At 66.8% G+C, this 17,032-nt stretch carries 15 protein-coding genes; 11 read left to right on the top strand and 4 right to left on the bottom strand.

Annotated features, from left to right (window positions below; genetic code table 11):
* Positions 1–287: 287 nt before the first annotated feature.
* The 10 genes from DMP23_RS02410 to DMP23_RS02365 are packed head-to-tail and all read left to right on the top strand — an operon-like array spanning position 288 to position 11,187.
* A complete protein-coding gene (locus tag DMP23_RS02410) occupies positions 288–1,907 on the top strand; it encodes an AMP-binding protein (protein ID WP_337820025.1) in 1,620 nt (539 codons plus the stop codon).
* Positions 1,908–1,910: 3 nt separating this feature from the next.
* Complete coding sequence (locus tag DMP23_RS02405; RefSeq protein WP_337820024.1) at positions 1,911–3,140, top strand: acyl-CoA dehydrogenase family protein; 1,230 nt, start codon at positions 1,911–1,913, stop codon at positions 3,138–3,140.
* 40 nt (positions 3,141–3,180) lie between these two features.
* On the top strand, positions 3,181–4,284 hold the full coding sequence (locus DMP23_RS02400) for an acyl-CoA dehydrogenase family protein (protein WP_337820023.1): 1,104 nt from the start codon (positions 3,181–3,183) through the stop codon (positions 4,282–4,284).
* A gap of 26 nt (positions 4,285–4,310) precedes the next feature.
* Complete coding sequence (locus tag DMP23_RS02395) at positions 4,311–4,946, top strand: DUF6875 domain-containing protein (RefSeq protein WP_337820022.1); 636 nt, start codon at positions 4,311–4,313, stop codon at positions 4,944–4,946.
* A complete protein-coding gene (locus DMP23_RS02390; RefSeq protein ID WP_337820021.1) occupies positions 4,947–5,981 on the top strand; it encodes a ketoacyl-ACP synthase III family protein in 1,035 nt (344 codons plus the stop codon).
* Positions 5,981–7,609: a (2,3-dihydroxybenzoyl)adenylate synthase gene (locus DMP23_RS02385; protein WP_337824346.1), complete on the top strand. Its 1,629-nt coding sequence runs from the start codon at positions 5,981–5,983 to the stop codon at positions 7,607–7,609. The genes DMP23_RS02390 and DMP23_RS02385 overlap by 1 nt, the downstream gene beginning before the upstream one ends.
* Positions 7,606–7,830, top strand: coding sequence for a phosphopantetheine-binding protein (locus tag DMP23_RS02380; RefSeq protein ID WP_337820020.1), 225 nt, complete (start codon positions 7,606–7,608; stop codon positions 7,828–7,830). Before DMP23_RS02385 ends, DMP23_RS02380 begins: the two co-directional genes overlap by 4 nt.
* Positions 7,827–9,308 (top strand): amidohydrolase family protein, encoded by a 1,482-nt coding sequence (locus DMP23_RS02375; protein WP_337820019.1) that lies wholly within the window; start codon positions 7,827–7,829, stop codon positions 9,306–9,308. Before DMP23_RS02380 ends, DMP23_RS02375 begins: the two co-directional genes overlap by 4 nt.
* The gene (locus tag DMP23_RS02370; protein ID WP_337820018.1) at positions 9,305–10,132 is read left to right on the top strand and encodes a tryptophan 2,3-dioxygenase; all 828 of its coding nucleotides are present in this window, start codon (positions 9,305–9,307) and stop codon (positions 10,130–10,132) included. The genes DMP23_RS02375 and DMP23_RS02370 overlap by 4 nt, the downstream gene beginning before the upstream one ends.
* A complete protein-coding gene (locus DMP23_RS02365) occupies positions 10,129–11,187 on the top strand; it encodes a methyltransferase (RefSeq protein WP_337820017.1) in 1,059 nt (352 codons plus the stop codon). The genes DMP23_RS02370 and DMP23_RS02365 overlap by 4 nt, the downstream gene beginning before the upstream one ends.
* Positions 11,188–11,302: 115 nt before the next feature.
* Here DMP23_RS02365 and DMP23_RS02360 read toward each other — a convergent pair whose 3' ends face one another.
* The 4 genes from DMP23_RS02360 to DMP23_RS02345 all read right to left on the bottom strand — a co-directional run bounded on the left by DMP23_RS02360 (position 11,303) and on the right by DMP23_RS02345 (position 15,557).
* A complete protein-coding gene (locus tag DMP23_RS02360; protein WP_337820016.1) occupies positions 11,303–12,145 on the bottom strand; it encodes an alpha/beta hydrolase in 843 nt (280 codons plus the stop codon).
* A 149-nt stretch (positions 12,146–12,294) separates the two neighbouring features.
* The gene (locus DMP23_RS02355; protein WP_337824345.1) at positions 12,295–13,077 is read right to left on the bottom strand and encodes an AfsR/SARP family transcriptional regulator; all 783 of its coding nucleotides are present in this window, start codon (positions 13,075–13,077) and stop codon (positions 12,295–12,297) included.
* Between the two features lie 281 nt (positions 13,078–13,358).
* Positions 13,359–14,684, bottom strand: a complete 1,326-nt coding sequence (locus DMP23_RS02350) for a cytochrome P450 (RefSeq protein ID WP_337824344.1) — start codon at positions 14,682–14,684, stop codon at positions 13,359–13,361.
* Positions 14,685–15,011: 327 nt separating this feature from the next.
* Positions 15,012–15,557, bottom strand: coding sequence for an ArsR/SmtB family transcription factor (locus DMP23_RS02345; protein ID WP_337820015.1), 546 nt, complete (start codon positions 15,555–15,557; stop codon positions 15,012–15,014).
* Between the two features lie 66 nt (positions 15,558–15,623).
* Between DMP23_RS02345 and DMP23_RS02340 the strand changes: the two genes are divergently transcribed.
* Positions 15,624–16,967, top strand: a complete 1,344-nt coding sequence (locus tag DMP23_RS02340; protein ID WP_337820014.1) for a M20/M25/M40 family metallo-hydrolase — start codon at positions 15,624–15,626, stop codon at positions 16,965–16,967.
* Positions 16,968–17,032: the final 65 nt, after the last annotated feature.

Here is a 17,032-nt window from a genome sequence, read left to right as displayed (position 1 = left end):
ACGTTGACGACGGCATGCGGCGGCACTAACCTCTCCGGAGAACTAGTGCGTACGTGAATTTCTGACTCGCACAATATTGGGGGAACACCGGCCTTCGGTGCGGAAGCGGCTCTGCCCGCCGGCCGACGAACTCAGGTGCTCAGGATCTGCGATTCTGCGTTCCGGCGACTTGTCCTCGTTCAGTCGGGTGCGTAGCCCGTGCTCGGCTCTCATTTCGCATGTGCGGAGAATGCGTCGTTTGTTTCCAGGAACTGTTTTGGCAGTCCTGACAAGGGAGAGAAAACTTCGTGGATACGGAACCATTGCTTAACCTCGTCCTCGGCGACGTGCTGAGCAGGCAGGCCCGCGAATACCGGAACGAGGCGTTTTTGCGGTTTCGCGAGGGAGACCTGACCTACGGCGAGGTCGACGAGATGGTCAACCGGGTGGCTCAGGGGCTGATCTCGGTCGGCATCGGCCCAGGCGATCACGTCGCGGTGATGATCCCCAACCAGCCGGAGATCCTCTACTCGATTTTCGCGCTGGCCAAGCTGGGTGCGCCGTCGGTGCCGGTCAACACCGAGTACCACAGCGAACTGCTGCGGCACGTGCTGCACAGTTCGGACGCTACGACGTTGATTATCGATTCCCGGTACATCGACCGGATACCGCCGTTGGCGGCGCGCTTGCCGCGCCTCGAACGGATCGTCGTCTGCGGCGCGGACGCCACCCAAGCGGCACGCCTGCCGCTGGGGAAACCGGCCATGACCCTGAAAAGTCTGCTGGGGAACGGAAACGCGCGGCCGCTGGTCGAGGTCGGGTTCTCCGACCTGCAGGCGATCCAGTACACCTCCGGGACCACCGGCCCGTCCAAGGGGGTGATGGTGTCGCACGCGCATGCGCTGATGTGTTCTCTGGATTCGCTGAATTACCTGGACCGCTGGGGAAAGACGAGCTACAGCCCGCTGCCGCTGTACCACGGGTCCGCGTTGTGGGACGGGGCGTTTTCCGCACTGCTGTGCGGCGGCTCGGTCGGAATAGTCGAGCGGTTCAGCGCCTCGCGTTTCTGGGACGACGTGCGGTTTTTCAACGCGAAGGTCGCGATGAGCGTGTTCACGATGATTCCGATCATCCTCAACGCACCGCCCAGTCCCCGGGACAAAGATCATCCGCTTGAGATGTTCTACACCGGCAAGTCAGCGCTGGACGACATCATGCAGGACCGGTTCGGCGTGCGATCCGTCGAGACCTACAGCGCCGCCGAGGTCGGCCTGCCGATCGCGAGCCCGTACGGGCAGTGGCGCACCGGCTCGTGCGGCCGGGTGGTGGCGGACAAGTTCGAAGCGGCGGTCGTGGACGAGCACGATTTCGTAGTCGGTCCCGGGGTGGCGGGCGAGCTGGTGATCCGGCCGAAACTGCCGTCGATCGTGACCGGCGGCTATTACGGGGTTCCGGAAGCGACCGCGCGGTGTTTCCGGAACATGTGGCTGCACACCGGCGACCGCGTGTGGCAGGACGCCGACGGCTACTTCTACTTCATCGACCGGATGCGCGACGCGATCCGCCGGCGCGGAGAGAACATCTCGGCGTTCGATCTGGAATGCGAGGTCAACCTGCACCCCGCCGTGCTGGAGACCGCGGCGATCGCGGTCCCGTCCGAATTGGGCGAGGACGACGTGAAACTGGCGGTGGTGCTGAGTCCCGGTTCGACGCTGACTCCGGAGGAGTTGATCGAGTTCTGCACCGAGAAGCTGCCGAGGTTCATGGTCCCGCGTTACGTGGAGTTCGTCGATTCGCTGCCCCGGACGGGGAACGACAAGGTCGCCAAGTATTTGCTGCGAGCGCAAGGCGAGCACGGGCTCACGCCGGGCACCTGGGACCGGGACAAGCCGGCGCAGGCCGAAGCCAGCGCCGGGGAAGGGGCCTGAGGAGTGCACTGGGCCGACAGCGAGCAGGACGCGGCGTTCCGCGCCGAGGTGCGAACCTTCATCGGCAACTCGTTTCCCGTCGGATACGAGCCGGATCTGGCTGGCGAGAACAGCCTGGAGCCGGAGGACGCCCTGGGCTACGAGTGGTCGGCGGACCGGGTCAGTCGTGACCCGGTCCGCCGCAGGCACGCGCGTACCTGGGCGGCGGCGCTTGCCTGCCGCGGCTGGGTGGCGCCCCGGCTGCCGGAGAGATACGGCGGGGCCGGATGCTCGGCGATGCAGGAACTCGTCCTGCAGGAGGAGATGATGCGTGCCGGGGTGCCGACCGTGAACGGCATCGCTGCCTTCCTCTTCGCGCCGACCTTGCTCGCTTGCGGCACCGAGGAGCAATGCGCTGCCCATCTGCCGGGCATCGCGCGAGGCGAGGTGACCTGGGCACAGGGTTTCTCCGAACCGGACGCGGGATCGGACCTCGCGTCCGTGCGGACCAGGGCGGTTCGCCGGGGCAGTGAATATGTCCTCAACGGACAGAAGGTGTGGACCTCGCTGGCGCAGTACGCGGACTGGTTGTTCGTGCTGGCTCGCACCGACCCCGAAGCGCCGAAACACAGCGGGCTCACCATGCTGCTGGTGGACGCCCGATCGCCGGGCGTGGCGATCCGGCCCATCCGGGACATCCGCGGCGCCGAGCCTTTCAACGAAATGTTCTTCACCGATGTTCGGGTGCCCGCGGCGAACCTCGTCGGTGCCGAGAACGAGGGCTGGCGGGTGGCGATGACGGCGCTCGGCTTCGAGCGCGCCGGCATTGGGGCGACGATCAAGTACGAGCGGGTGCTCGCCCAGCTTGCTGAGTACCTCCGGAGCGGGCAGGCGGCGTCGTTCGTCCGGGACGACCTCACGGTGCTCCGTCGCGAGATCGCCAAGCGCTACCTGGAGACTCGCGTATTGCACAACCTGGCGCGCTACACCGTCAGCAAGCAGGAAGCGGGCGAAATACCGGGCTATGAGGCGTCGGCCAGCCTGCTGTTCGGCGCCGAGCTGAACCAGCGCCTGGCGCGTACAGGCACGAGCGTGTTCGGCCCGTTCGCGAACTTGTGGCAGCGGGACGAGGCGCCTTTAAGAGCGATGTTCACCCACCTGCGGTTCGACTCGGTGGCCGCGACCTTCATCGGCGGTGCGGCGGAGATCCAGCGGCAGATCATCGCCTCCCGCGGCCTGGGTTTGCCGCGATGACCGCGCGCGGCTCCGGGCAGGCGACGAAGAAAGGCGAACAATGGATCTGACCCTCACCGCGGACCAGCAGCTGATCCGCGACGCCGCGGCCGAGTTTCTGTCGGCGCGGGCGGCGGAGGCTGGAGCGAGGGCGGTGCGCAGGGAAGCGTCCGGTTACAGCAGGACGTTGTGGAAAGAACTGGTCGACCTCGGTTGGACCGGGCTGCCGTTGCCCACGAGCGACGGGGGCGAGGGTGCCGGATTCTTGACTGCGTGCCTGCTGATCGAGCAGTTGGGCGCACACCAGATTCCCACCCCGTACCTGCCGAGCGTGGTGTGCGCGGCGTTCCCGATCGCGCGGTTCGGCACGCCCGAGCAGCGCGCTGAATTCGTCGGCGGGGTCCTGCGGGGCCGGGTGCTCAGCTACGCTCGCGCGGCGCCGCGCGGGCAATGGGACGCGGAATCTTCGGAGGTGCTTGCCACTCCGGCCCCCGGGGGTTATCGGTTGTCCGGCACCGCGTGGTTCGTGCCCTTCGCCGACGCTGCCGACCAGTTGCTCGTCGTAGCCGAGTTGGGCGGCGAACTGGCAGTTTTCGTCGCGGACAACACGGTCCCCGGCCTGCACAGCGTCGAGCTTGACGTGGTGGGCAACGAACCGCAGTATCGGGTGGAGTTCCGGGATGTCGTCGTGCCGGCGTCTCGGATGATCGACGGCGGGCCTGCCGTGGTGCGGCTGCTCTCCGCACTCGGCGCGGTGGCTGCTTGTGCGGAGATGGTGGGCGGGGCGGGGCGGGTGCTCGACAGCACCGTCCATTACGCCCGAACTCGCGAACAGTTCGGCAGGCCGATCGGCAGTTTCCAAGCGGTGCAACACCATTGCGCGGACATGGCGGTCGACGTGCTCGGTGCGCGACTGACTGCGTACGAGGCTGCGTGGCGGCTGAGCGAAGGGCTGCCCGCCGAGATGGAGGTCGCCGTCGCCAAGGCGTCGGTGAGCGAGGCGTACCGCCGGGTTTGCGCGCTGGGCCATCAGGTGCACGGTGCGATCGGCTTCACCTACGAACACGACCTGCACCTGTATTCGCGCCACCAGTTCGCCTGTTCGCTTTCCTTCGGCGACACCGACGCGCACATCGACTATGTCGCGCGGGCGCTCGGTATCTGATCATCAACGACTGTCCGGGGGACAAAGTGCTGTTAAAACTGGACGAATTGGAAGGCGAGCTGGCCGTTACGTTCGACGAATGGCTTACCGGATACATCGAGAGACCGCATCCGGAGCTGGGTCGGAAGGGTGCGATCTGCCCGTTCGTCCGACCGGCCCGGCTCGCTTCCGGGCTGCGGGCGTACCGGTACCACTGGCTGGCCGGCGGCGACCTCGGGGACATGTTGCAGATCTTCGATACCGCGATGTGCCGGTACCGGCAGGAGGATTTCGGCGACCTGAAGCTGACCTCGCGCACGCTGGTAGTGGTGATTTCGGGCCTGCCTCCCAGGGACTACGAACTCGTCGACCAGGCACACTCCGAACGCAAGGGCGACGCGATCGCACACGGGATGATGCTCGGGCAGTTTCATCCGGAATGCCCCGCTCCCGCCGCCCACAATGAACGCTTCCTGGTCAACCAGGCTCCGTTCGCGGCACTGGCGGTCCGGGACATGGCTTTTCACGACATTTTGTTCCTGAACCACGTCGGAAAATGGTTCCGGGAGTACCGGGACCGGTTTGGCCATTTGTACGGCGACGGCAAGCGGGTCGATCCGCATTTCCGGAAGTTGTTCGAAGCAGCGCAGTCCAGGGAAGAACACAAGATGGAGGTTGGGTAAATGCGAATGGGGGACGTGTACATCGCGGGGATCGGGGTCCACCTGCCGGATCGGTACAGTTCCGAACAGGCCGTGGCCGAAGGGCGCTACGACTCGGAGGTCCGCGAGTCGACGGGGATGCTGTCCGTGTCCGTCGCGGGGGACACGCCGGCCCCGGATCTCGCCGTCGCGGCGGGGCGCGCGGCGCTGCGGATGGCGAACATCCGCGCGGAAGACTTCGCTGTTCTGGTGCACAGCCATGCCCATTTCCAGGGACCTGAGACCTGGTCGGCCCAACATTACATCTTGAACAACACGGTCGGCCTGCCGATCCCGGCGCTCTCCCTGATCCAGGGGTGCAACGCGTCGGTGACCGCGCTGAGCTTCGTGCGCAGCTTCCTGAAGGCGGGCACCCAGAAGACCGCGGCCCTCATCACGGCGGGAGACAACTTCGGCACGCCGGTGATCGATCGCTGGCGGTGCATGAATCTGGCTCCGCTCGGCGACGGAGGCGGTGCGATGGTGCTCTCCACCGAGTCCGGATTCGCCCGGCTGCTGTCCAATGGGGCGCACTCCAAGCCGATGATGGAAGAACTGCACCGAGGCGGCGAGCAGATGTTTCCGCCGCCGATCACCGTCGGCGAGCCAGTGGATCTGGAGCGCCGGTTCGCCTACTGGAATCAGCAGTGGGCGCAGGGGGTGAAACCGCCGACCGGCGACGCGACCGAGAACATCAGGGAGGCGGTCGGACAGGCGCTGGCGGACGCGGAGCTGAAGATGGGCGACATCGCCCGCGTGGTGCAACCGCATTTCGGCAAGCCCGCGATGCGCAACTTCTTCCTCGACCCCATCGATGTGGAACTGGAGCGCGGCACCTACGAATTCGGCAGGCGCATTGGACATGTGGGTCCGGTCGACGTCATCGCCGGGCTCGAGCACCTGTGGCGCACCGGCGAGGTACGGGCGGGGGAGATCGTGCTGCTGCTGTCCGAGACTCCGGGCATGGAGGCGGGAGCCGTGCTGGTCGAGATCACTCGCGACTGGAGTGACCAGTGATGCTTGCCGGATGCACGCCGTGGCCGGAGGAGTTCGTCCGGCGCTATCGGGATGCCGGGCTGTGGCTGGACGTTCCCCTGGGCGAGCTGCCCCGGCAGTGGGCCCGTGAATACGGTACGGCCACGGCCGTCGTCTCCGGGCAGGAGCGGCTGAGCTACGTCGAGCTGGACGCGAGAATCGACCGGATGGCAGGCGGTCTCGCCGGTTACGGTCTCGCCCGCGGGGACCGGGCAGTGGTCCAGATGACCAACGAAAGCGCGTTCCTGATCGTCTGTTTCGCGTTGTTCAGGCTGGGCGTCACTCCGGTGTTCTCGCTGCCCGCGCATCGCGACGTCGAAGTGATTCACCTGATCGAAACCTCCGGCGCGGTTGCTTACGTGATTCCTGACGTACGGCTGGGATACGACTACCGGCTGCTGGCGAGCCGGGTCGCGATTCCTCGGCGGACCGTGCAGACCGTGTTCGTTGCGGGCGATGTGGGGGAGTACGCCGAGTTCGTTTCGCTGTCCACCGTGGGAGAAGAACCTGCTGCGCTGCCGGAGATCGACGCACAAGAGGTGGCGTTCTTCTTGCTTTCCGGCGGAACTACGGGGCTGCCCAAGCTGATCCCGCGCACGCACGCGGACTACTTCTACCAGTTGCGTTCCGCCGCGCGGCTGTGCGAGCTGGACCGGGACACGGTGTACCTCGCGGTGCTTCCGCTGGAGTTCAACTACTGCCTCGGCTGTCCCGGCGTGCTCGGCACCCTGCATCACGGCGGCCGGGTGGTGCTCGCGCTGAGTTCGAGCCCGGATGGCTGCTTCCCGCTGATCGAACGTGAACGCGTGACGATGAGCTCGCTGGTGCCCACGATCGCGCATGCCTGGGTCGAGGCGCGCGAATGGAGCGAAGACGACCTGAGCAGCCTGGAAGTGGTGCAGATCGGGAGCGCGAAGCTGCACGAGAGCCTGGCCCGCAAAATCGCGCCGATGCTGGGGTGCAGGCTGCAGCAGGTGTTCGGCATGTCCGAGGGCCTGATGAGCTACGTGCGCAGGGGAGATCCGGAGTACGCCGTGCTGCACACCCAGGGGCAGCCGCTGAGTGAATTCGACGAGCTGCGCGTCGTCGATCCGGCGACCGGCCAGGACGTGCGGCGGGGCGAATGCGGCGAATTGTGGGCCCGCGGCCCGTACACGATCCGCGGCTACTACAACGCGCCCGAGCAGAACGCGGTCGCTTTCACCGAGGACGGGTTCTACCGATCCGGCGACCTGATCTGGCAGACCGAGCGGGGCGACATGGTGGTAGCGGGCCGGATCAAGGACGTGATCAACCGGGGCGGGAACAAGGTCTCGGCGACCGAAGTCGAGGGCTACCTGCAAGCGGAGGAGGGAATCAGGCAGGCGGCCGTGGTGGCGATGCCCGACGAGGTGCTCGGCGAAAAGACTTGTGCCTTCGTCATCGCCGACGGGAAAGCCCCGACCGGGCTGCAGCTGCGGTCCTCCTGGCGGGCCAAGGGGATCGCGGACTTCAAGATTCCGGACCGGGTGGAGCTCGTCGAGGCGCTCCCGCTCACCGGCCTGGGAAAGCTGGACAAGGCCCGGCTGCGCGCAGAGATCGCGGCGAAACTGCAAGAGGAGGCCGGATGAGCGGGCACGAGGAGCTCAGGGACGAGGTCGCGGGAGTGCTTTCCCTGCGCCCGGAGGAGATCGAGGAGCATCGCAATCTCGCCGATCTGGGCATGACGTCGATGGAGCTGATGGGGTTGATCAACCGCTGGAGGAAGCGGGGGCTTCACGTCTCGTTCGACACGCTGGTGGAACAGCCGACCCTGGCGGCCTGGAGGAAGCACCTGGAGGCTGTTTCATGACAGTGGGCGAGACTCAACTGATCAAGGCCGGGATCGTCTACACCGCGGACGAGACCGATCGGGTCCTTCCCGGCGGTGCCGTGCTGATCGAGGACGGGAAGATCGCGGCGGTCGGAACGGAAGCCGAGGTCCGTGCGGCGGCCGCGGCACCGGACCGGCCGGTACGCACGGTCGACGCGACGAACATGATGGTGCTGCCAGGGTTCGTCAACGCGCATTGGCACGAGTTCTTTTCCTCCCGGATAAGCCCCATGGACGCGCTGCGCCCGGTGCGCGACGACGAGGACGTGCCGGGGTGGATGTCCTCAGGCGGCAACCTGCTGGCGGTCTCCCCGTTGTTCGACAAGTTCGCCGATCTGGTGCCGGGGCTGACCGAGCGGGAAGCGGTCGACATCGCCACCTATTCGGTGTGGACCCAACTGCGTTCCGGCACTACCGCACTCGCCGACCTCGGTTCGCTCAACCAGCCGGACGCGCTGGTCGCCGCTTTCCGCGCGGTCGGCATCCGGGGCGCGGTCAGCACCTGGGTCAGCGATGTCGTGTGCGAACAAGGGTCGGCAGGCCCGCGGCGATCCCGGCCTGCCGCCGCCGTCGTCGACGAACTGGACCGGGTGGCGAAGATCTGCGCCGCCGACGACAGCGGGATGCTGCGAGCGCGCGCGTCCGTCGTCGTGGTGACCAACATGTCGGACGAAGCGGGCACGGGCATCGCGGAGCTGGCCGGTCGGCACGGGCTGACTGTCGGGGCGCACTTGTGCGCGCTGCGGACGGAAAGCCCGACCGTGCGGGAGTATTTCGGCCGGGGTTCAGTGCACCGCTTCGCCGATCTCGGGCTGCTCAACGACCGGTTGCTGGGAGCGCACACCAGTTTCGCCGACGAAACCGAGCGGCAGCTGCTGATCGACGCGGGCGTGCACATCAGCCATTCACCCGCCAAGTACGGGCCGGTGGGCGAATCCACTATGTCCGAGACGCGGCTGATCCCGGAGTTCGCGAAGGCCGGCCTGCCCGTGTCGGTGTCGACCGACGGCGCGGGCAAACCCATCGGCGGCATGGCGGAGAACATGCGCGCGGCGTGGCAGCAGCACAACGAGCTGTACGCCGATCCGACTGTGCTGCGGGCAAGCCGCGCGCTGGCCATGGCCACCCGGTTTCCTGCCGAAGCCCTGCGCTGGCAGGACCAGATCGGGAGCATCGCCCCGGGCAAGCAGGCCGATCTGCTGATGGTGCGGGCAGACGACTGGCGTTACCTGCTGGAGCCGCGCCCACTCGAGGCTTTCCTGCATCTGGGCGGTTCGCTGGACATCGACACCGTGCTGGTCGCCGGCCGGACGCTGATCAAGGGCGGCAAATCGGTGCATCTTGACGAAACAGAACTGAGGCGGCGGTACCTGGAGGCATTGCGCTCCTGCTCTGCCCGGGTCTTCGAGGTAGCGGAGCCGCAGTTGCGGGAGGTCTTCGCCAGGGCTGCCCGATGACCGCGGACCGGGAGGCAGTCTGTCCGCTGCGTCCGCCGCCTGCGCCGGAATACGTCAGCTATGCGCACATGGACCGGTTGCACGAGCTGGTGGAGCCCAGGACGGATTCGCCGAGGGAAGTGGTTTTCCTGCTGGTGAGCCACGTCAAGGAGCTGCTGTTCCGGGTCGTATACGTGGAACTCGACCAAGCGCGCGAGCAGATGCGCACGGACCGGATCGACCAGGCGTGCCTCGCCCTCGACCGGGCAGCCCAGTCGCTGCGGGTGTTGGTGCAGACGTGGGACCTGCTGACGTCGATGTCCCCGGACGAGTTCCTCGTGTTCCGGCACATCCTGGGCGAGGCTTCGGGCACGCAGTCCTTCATGTACCGCACCCTTGAGTTCAGCTTGGGCAACAAGGATCCGCGCATGGTCGCGGCTGCCGAAGACCAGCTGGTGCTCTATCCCCAGTTGCGTCAGGAACTGGCCGCTCGCACTGTCTACGACGAGGCGCTGGGGTTGCTGGCGCGCGAAGGCTTGGACATCCCCGCTGAGGTGCTGTATCGGGACGTGTCCGCGCAGTACCGGCCCGACGCCGCCGTGGAACTGGCGTGGCGGGCGGCGTATGAGCAGCCCGCGCGGTGGCCCGCGGTGCACCGGATCGCCGAACGGCTGACCGAGGTGGCGTTCCGGTTCTCCCATTGGCGCGCCAGCCACCTGCTGGTGGTGGAGCGGATGCTGGGCAGCAAGCCGGGCACGGGAGGCACCAGCGGGGTGCCGTGGCTGCGCGAAATCAACGAACACCGTTTCTTTCCCGAACTCTGGTCAGTGAGGACGTCGCTGTGACCCAAACGATGAAGACTCAGGCCACTCCGCTGACCATGCCGGGGCTGGTGCCGATCCTGTTCGGGCACGCCGCGTTCCAGCAGCTGAACGCCGGCTTCCAGCTCGGGCTCTTCGCGCGGCTGGCCGAACATCCGGACAGCTCGAAGCCGGAGCTGACCGCCGCGCTGGCACTGCCCGCTCGCTCGGCCGAGGTGCTGCTTCTGGGCACCACCGCGCTGGGACTCACGACCGCTGTCGGCGACCGCTACCGGAACGCGGAGATCATCGACTCTGCATTCCGGGACGGCAGCTGGCAGACGCTGCGGGACATCGTGGAATTCCAGGCCCGCATCAGCTATCTGCCCGCATCCGACTACGCGGAATCCCTTCGCACCGGCCGGAACGCTGGCATCCGGCATTTCCCGGGGGACACCGAGGACCTGTACAGCCGGCTGTCGAATTCTGAAGGTATGGAGGAACTGTTCTACCGGGGGATGAACGCTTGGTCGAAGCTGTCCAACCCGGTGCTGGTGAACGGCCCGCGGTTCGCCGAGGTGCACCGGGTGCTCGACGTGGGCGGCGGCGACGCGGTCAACGCGATCGCATTGAGCAAGGCGCATCCGCACTTGCGGGTCACAGTGCTGGACCGCCCTGCCGCACTGGAGGTCGCGGCACAGCGGGTGAGCGCCGCCGGGCTGCGGGACCGGATCGAACTGCACGCCGCCGACATCTTCACCGGCGAGTACCCCGGCGGCCATGACTGTGTCCTCTTTGCCCATCAGCTGGTCATCTGGACACCGGAGCAGAACCGCGCACTGCTCGGCAAGGCGTGGCACGCCGTCGAGCCCGGCGGACGCGTGCTCATCTTCAATGCCTTCGCCGACGACGACGGACAGGGTCCGCTGTATGCGGCGCTGGATAGCGTCTACTTCTCCACGTTGCCCTTCGCCGGCAGCACACTGTATCCCTGGTACCGGTATGAGGAATGGCTGCGGGAGACCGGTTTCGCCGGGATTTCCCGCGTCGGCACATCGTCCTGGACGCCGCACGGCGTGCTCCAGGCGATCAAACCCTGACCGGGCCTAGGTCGCGACGAGCCGGGGACACGGCCGGTCGGCGGCCAACGGATCGATGCCGCGGGTGTCGCCGAGGCCCAGCCTCGACGACACCCGCGGCATCCCGTGCGGAGGGTTACGACGCCGCCATGGTCGTCAGCACTTGGGTCCCTAGCGGGTTCGTAGGGTTTCCGAGTCCGAAAACCAGATCGAAATGATTTGCTCCCGGCACGACCAATTCGGTCGCCTGATTGCCCGCCTGGCGTGCCGCGGACCCGAATTCCTTCTGCTGGCGAACGTATTCGTCGGTCTCGAATTCGCCCCTCGCCAGCAGCAACCGGGGCGTGCGGCAGGGCAGCGCGTGCAGCGGGCTGTGCTCTCGGGCCGCGGCGGCATCCAAGCCGAGCGCGTCGTTGACGTAGGTATGCCGTACCGGCTCCAGGTCGTAGGTGCCGCTGAGCAGGCAAGCGCTGGCCAGCGGGGGCCGGTCGGGCGCACGTCGATCGGTGCACAGGGCCATGGCCAGCAGGTGCGCGCCCGCTGAACTCCCACTGGCATGCACGGCGTCCGGCCTGGTGCCGAGTTCCCCGGCGTTGTCCCTGATCCAGCACAGGGCCCGCCACACCGCGCCGCACATCTCGGGCAGGGTCCGGCCAGGTGCGAGGCCGTAGCCGACCGCGACGAACCCGTAGCCCTGATCGACGAAGTCCAGCGCGGAAAAACTGGCCTCGTCCTTGCTGCTCTGCTGCCAGTGTCCGCCGTGGACGAATACCTGCAACGGTGCGCCGGGCTTGGGGGCAGGGAAGTGGTCTACTGCCTCGGCTGGATGCCGGCCGTAGGAATAGGTGGTGAATCCAGTCCTGCTCTTGGCTTTTCGGCTGCGTTCGGCAGATTCCTTGAGAACTTCCTCGAAATTCGGGGCCAGGCGGCTCGGTGAAAAATCCGCGTCCAGTCGTTCTTTGGTGCTGCGGTCGATCATGGATTCCATGGTCTTATTTCACCAGATCCGTTGTCAATACGCTCCGAAATGCAAACGCGTCGAGTTCGGGCGACGGCGGGAATGATCGGACAGGATGGAAACCGGCGGCTCCGCGTTCGACATGGCGAAAGCCGCCGGTTTGCCGGGTATCAGCAGCGCGGCGCGGCACACAACTGATGCAGTAAGGGATGATTCGCTGTAGGGCCAACCGCGGCAGCGTCGTTGGCGTCGAGTACCATCCGTTGCAAGAGCTGCAGTTCAGCGGACGGCTCGATTCCCAACTCCTCGGTCATATTCTTGCGCAGTTCGTGAAATACGCGCAGCGCGTCCTGGCGTCTTCCCGCTCGCTGCAGTGCGATCATGTAGTAACCGTGCAAATGCTCGTCGAATGGATGCTCTACTACCAGTCCGGAAAGTTCGGCGAGTACTTCGCGGAATTGGCCGATGTGCAGCTGTGTCTCCACTCGCTTGATCCGGACGTTGGATCGCGTCTGCTCGATCCGGGCGACTTCGGCCTGCAGCAGCGGCCCCTGGTCGACATCCAGCAGCGGGAGGCCGCGCCAAAGCTGTTCGGCCGCGGTCAGCAGCCGTACTCCCTTGGCATGGTCGCCCGCGTCGAGTGCTGTGCTGCCCCTGGCCGTCAACCGGTCGAATTCGGTCAGATCGAACCTGCTGTGCGTAGTGTCGAACAGGTACCCCCGGTTGTGGGTCTGCAGTATTTCGGTGCGCACTCTGCCCCCGGAAATGTCCAGTGCCGATGCCAGCTTCCTTCGAATGTTCAGGATGTAGGTCTGCACCGCGGTCACCGCGGACTTCGAGGGCTTCTTGGACCACAGCTCGTCGATGATATTGTTCAGGGAAACGACTTTTTTATGCTGGACTAGGAGCAGTCCGAGCAAATGCCGCTCCTTCGGGGCCGACGGGGTCAGCATCATGCTCCCCGCCGAGGCCGAGAGGGGTCCTAGTATTCTGATGTCAAGAGTGCTCCGCATCTGGCTCCCCCATGAGATGCGTGACAGTGTCCGGTCACGCTGTGCACATTCGAAATGATTTTCGAGCATTGCCGGTCGAATGTGCAATAGGTCGGCCGTCGACGGGAGGCAGGCCCGTGGTGGCGAGGTTGTCGGGCGACTGCCGGACGGAATGTCCCTGTCGGTCTCCTGGACGGCGCGCGAGCCGCCCGGCCACGGTGCGGAAGCTGCGGGATTGCCGGTCAACGCGCGCGGGCAGTCGCGTGCATCAGCAGCCCTTTGGTACGCAGCGTCCCCGCGGGGACAGGGCGTACCCGGGTGCCCGGAACCGGATCGAGTCGCCATTGGCGGGTGATGCCGGCGAGGGCCAGCGCGGCTTCGCCGAGAGCGAAGTTGTCGGCGATGCACTTGCGTGCTCCGTTGCCGAAGGGGATATACGCGGCCGTCGCGGTGGCACGGGCGTGCAGCCAGCGGTCCGGGTCGAAGCGCTCCGGATCCGGGTAGAGATCCTCCCGACGGTGTATGAGATACGGGCTGATCACCACGTTCGTTCCAGCGGGCAGGAGATGCTCGCCGAGTTGAGTGTCGACGGTGAGGCTGCGAGAGGCGACCCAGCCCGGTGGGCGCAGTCGCAGCGTCTCGCTGATCACCCGGCGCGCGAGAGGCAGGTGCGGCAGGTCTGCTGGGCCGACTGGATGGTCGGCTAGCACTTTGTCCACCTCCGCGCGCAACCGCGCCGCTACCTCTGGTGCCTGCGTCAGGTGATGGAGAGCCCAGGCCAGAGTGAGGGACGTGGTCTCGGCTCCGGCGAGGAAGAAGGTCAGCACATTGTTGCTGATCTGTTCGTCCGGGGACGACAGGGTGCCATGATCGTCCTCGTCGGTGATCAGGATGGATAGCAGATCGTGGCGGTCGCGTTCGCCGGAACGGTGCCGCCGCACGATATCGGCGCTCACCTGCTGCAGCCGCTGCTGGGCTTGTTTGCGTTCCCGGGTGTTCAGCACCGGTAGCTTGAATTCGCTCAAAGTGAGCAACTGTACCGGAGTGTTCAGAAATACGTCCCCGTCCCGCAAGGCCTGGCGGACTGTCTCCGGCGGCAGAGTGCCGGAGAACAGCGTGGACACGACGACCGACGACGTGAGCTTTCGCATTTCCGCCGAGACGTCGAGAATTTGCCCCTCTCGCCAGGAGCCGGTCAGCTCGGCGATCCGGGCCGCGGCTTTGTCCAGGTAACCGGAGACCAGGTCGCGATGGAAGACGGGCTGGAGTTGCCGCCGCTGGCTGCGGTGGAGCTGGTGCGGGCAGGTGAACAGGCCGTCGCCCAGCAGCCGCCGGTTCCATTCCGAGATCGGGCCGCCCTTGTCGAAAGCGCGGTCGTCCCGGTGCACCTGGCGGGTCAGTTCGGGATCGCAGACCACCACGATGGTTGCCGGACCGGCCTTGATCCGCACCAGGTCGCCTTGGCCGGTCAACCCGGTGAGAAAGCCGAAGGGATCGCGCAGCAAGGGGAGCAGATGCCCCAGGACGGGCAAGGCTCCGGCGGCGAGCGGGATCGTGCGCAGACTCATCGCTTGAAACTCTCCCCAGCACATCGGAAATAGGAAAGGCGGCGCTAGCGGGAATAGGTGTGGCCCAGGACGCGCCGCTGCGGTCCGAAAGAATATGCTCAGCCTGGTCGATGCTAGTCGGCATCGCTCAAATCGCACTCAATTCCGTCGGCGTCGAACGTATTGATGCCGGAGTGCCCGGATCGAAGTTCCGTGAGCGCTTTCCTGCTGTACGGTCGCGGCAAACCTGGCAGGGCTGCGCGCTTGCTGGACCGCGAGCGGCCGACAGGCGAGCCTGGGCGTGCCATGCCTGCCCCGCCGAGGTCTGCCGCACGGACGCGGCGGAGGTCAGTCCTCCGCGATATCCGGCTCTCCGGGGCGTTCGACCACGCTCCACAGGAACGAATGCCTTCGCCCGGCCGGTTCCTCGCGCGCGACGAACTCGTCCAGCAGTGCGTCCAATCGCGACTGCAGCTCAGCCGCGGCCTCGTCGCTGAGCCGGACCACGCCGCGGCGGGTTTGCTGGATCGACGTGGGGTCGGCTTCGAGCATTTCGGCACGGTGGGCGTCCAGGGTCGCCAGTTCGACGCGGGCGGTCAATGCCGGATCGCCGGCTTGGTCGAGGTCGAGGTGCCACGTTCGCCGCGTCGTCCGGTAGGGGCGTTCCCAGGCGCCGAGGTCGCTCCGGCGGGCCGGTTCGGCGACCAGGAACCCGGCTTCGGCGAGTGCGTGGACCCGGCGCAGGACGGTCGCCGGCGACTCCTCCAGCCGCTTCGCCAGTTGCTGGTTCGTCCACGCGGAATCCAGGCACAGCCGCAGAATCCGCCAGCTCAGCGGGTGTGCGAGCGCGCGGAGGTCGGCGGCGGTCGCCTGACGCGGGAGACGGTCGTCCATTGACAGCAGCTTAGCCGATTTGCTTCGATGGTATCGATATCAGAAAGTGAAATCACTGGGGGTCGGGTGCGCCGTGTCGAGTCGTACGTCGAGCAGTACCGGGAGCGGCACGAGGCGGAGCTGGCCGAGTGGATCGCCGTCCCGAGCGTCAGCGCCACCGGCGAGGGCATGGCGGAGGCGGCGGAGTTCGCGTGCGAGTTGCTGAGGCGCAGCGGGCTCGAAGCGCGGCGGGTCGAGACCGGCGGCTGGCCGTTGGTGGTGGGCCGCGCCGACGGGCCGCCCGGATCGCTGCACGTGGTGATCTACGGCCATTACGACGTCCAGCCCGCCGGACCGCTCGCGGCCTGGGACAGTCCGCCGTTCGAGGCCAGCATCCGCGACGGCCGGATGTACGGGCGCGGTACGGGGGACAACAAGGGGCAGCACCTCGCGCAGCTGCTTGCCTTGCGCGCGCTCGCCGAGACCGGCGGACTGCCGTGCAGCGTGACCGTCCTGCTCGACGGCGAGGAAGAAATCGGCAGCCCGAACCTGGAATCCGCGCTCGCCGGTCTGCGCGACGAGTGGGACGCGGATCTGGTGCTGTGGAGCGACGGCCCAGTGCACGACAGCGGCGAGCCGACGGTCAGCCTCGGCGTGCGCGGTGCGGTCCGGTTCGAGATCCGGGTGCACGGCGCCCCGGCCGCGCTGCATTCGGGGAACTGGGGCGGGGTCGCGCCGAATCCGGCGTGGGAACTGGTGTGGCTGCTGTCGACGATGCGCTCGCCCGAAGGCGAGGTGCTGGTCAAGGGAATCTCCGACGGCATGGTTCCGCTGAGCCCGTCGGAACGGGACGCGCTGGACGCGCTCCCGGTCGACGTTCCCGCCGCGCTCGCCGAAGTCGGGCTGGACCGGATGGATGTGCCGGACGGCGTCGGTTTCAACGACCGCCTGGCTTTGCCCACCTTCAGCATCAACTCACTGTCCTGTTTGGACGAAGGTGACCACCGCACGGTCATTCCGGCCGTCGCGGTCGCCCGCTGCGACATCCGGACGGTCGGCGGTCAGCGCGCCTCGACGGTCATCGAGGCGTTGCGCGCGCACCTCGCCGAACACCTTCCGCATGCCGAACTGCACGTGCCGGGCGGGCGGATGGAAGCGTCCCGGACGCTGCCGGAATCGCCTTACACCGCGGTGATCGCCGACGCGGTCAGCGCGGCCGCCGGCCGTCCGGCGGTGCTGGTGCCCGCGATGGGCGGGAGCCTGCCGATCGCCGCGCTGTCCGACGGCCTCGGCCTGCCCTGTTACGGAATCCCGCTCGCCAACGTCGACGAGCACAATCACGGCCCGAACGAGAATTTCGAACTCGCCCGGTTCCACGCCGGAATCACCGCCGCCGCGAATGTCCTGCTCGAATTGGGCAAGCTTCGCTGAATTCCCGCGCACATGGTTGGTCCGGGCCGGTGTGCCCGGAACCGCGCTTCACCAATGACGCCGAA

The sequence above is a fragment of the Amycolatopsis sp. A1MSW2902 genome (assembly GCF_017312175.1).
Taxonomy (GTDB): Bacteria; Actinomycetota; Actinomycetes; order Mycobacteriales; family Pseudonocardiaceae; genus Amycolatopsis; species Amycolatopsis nivea.
This window is presented reverse-complemented; position numbering and strand designations above follow the sequence as displayed.

Coding starts and splice junctions, on each gene's coding strand:
- DMP23_RS02345 (WP_337820015.1), bottom strand. CDS start 15,557: ATGGACGACCGTCTCCCGCGTCAGGCGACCGCCGCCGACCTCCGCGCG.
- DMP23_RS02370 (WP_337820018.1), top strand. CDS start 9,305: ATGACCGCGGACCGGGAGGCAGTCTGTCCGCTGCGTCCGCCGCCTGCG.
- DMP23_RS02350 (WP_337824344.1), bottom strand. CDS start 14,684: ATGAGTCTGCGCACGATCCCGCTCGCCGCCGGAGCCTTGCCCGTCCTG.
- DMP23_RS02385 (WP_337824346.1), top strand. CDS start 5,981: ATGCTTGCCGGATGCACGCCGTGGCCGGAGGAGTTCGTCCGGCGCTAT.
- DMP23_RS02360 (WP_337820016.1), bottom strand. CDS start 12,145: ATGATCGACCGCAGCACCAAAGAACGACTGGACGCGGATTTTTCACCG.
- DMP23_RS02380 (WP_337820020.1), top strand. CDS start 7,606: ATGAGCGGGCACGAGGAGCTCAGGGACGAGGTCGCGGGAGTGCTTTCC.
- DMP23_RS02355 (WP_337824345.1), bottom strand. CDS start 13,077: ATGCTGACCCCGTCGGCCCCGAAGGAGCGGCATTTGCTCGGACTGCTC.
- DMP23_RS02375 (WP_337820019.1), top strand. CDS start 7,827: ATGACAGTGGGCGAGACTCAACTGATCAAGGCCGGGATCGTCTACACC.
- DMP23_RS02400 (WP_337820023.1), top strand. CDS start 3,181: ATGGATCTGACCCTCACCGCGGACCAGCAGCTGATCCGCGACGCCGCG.
- DMP23_RS02390 (WP_337820021.1), top strand. CDS start 4,947: ATGCGAATGGGGGACGTGTACATCGCGGGGATCGGGGTCCACCTGCCG.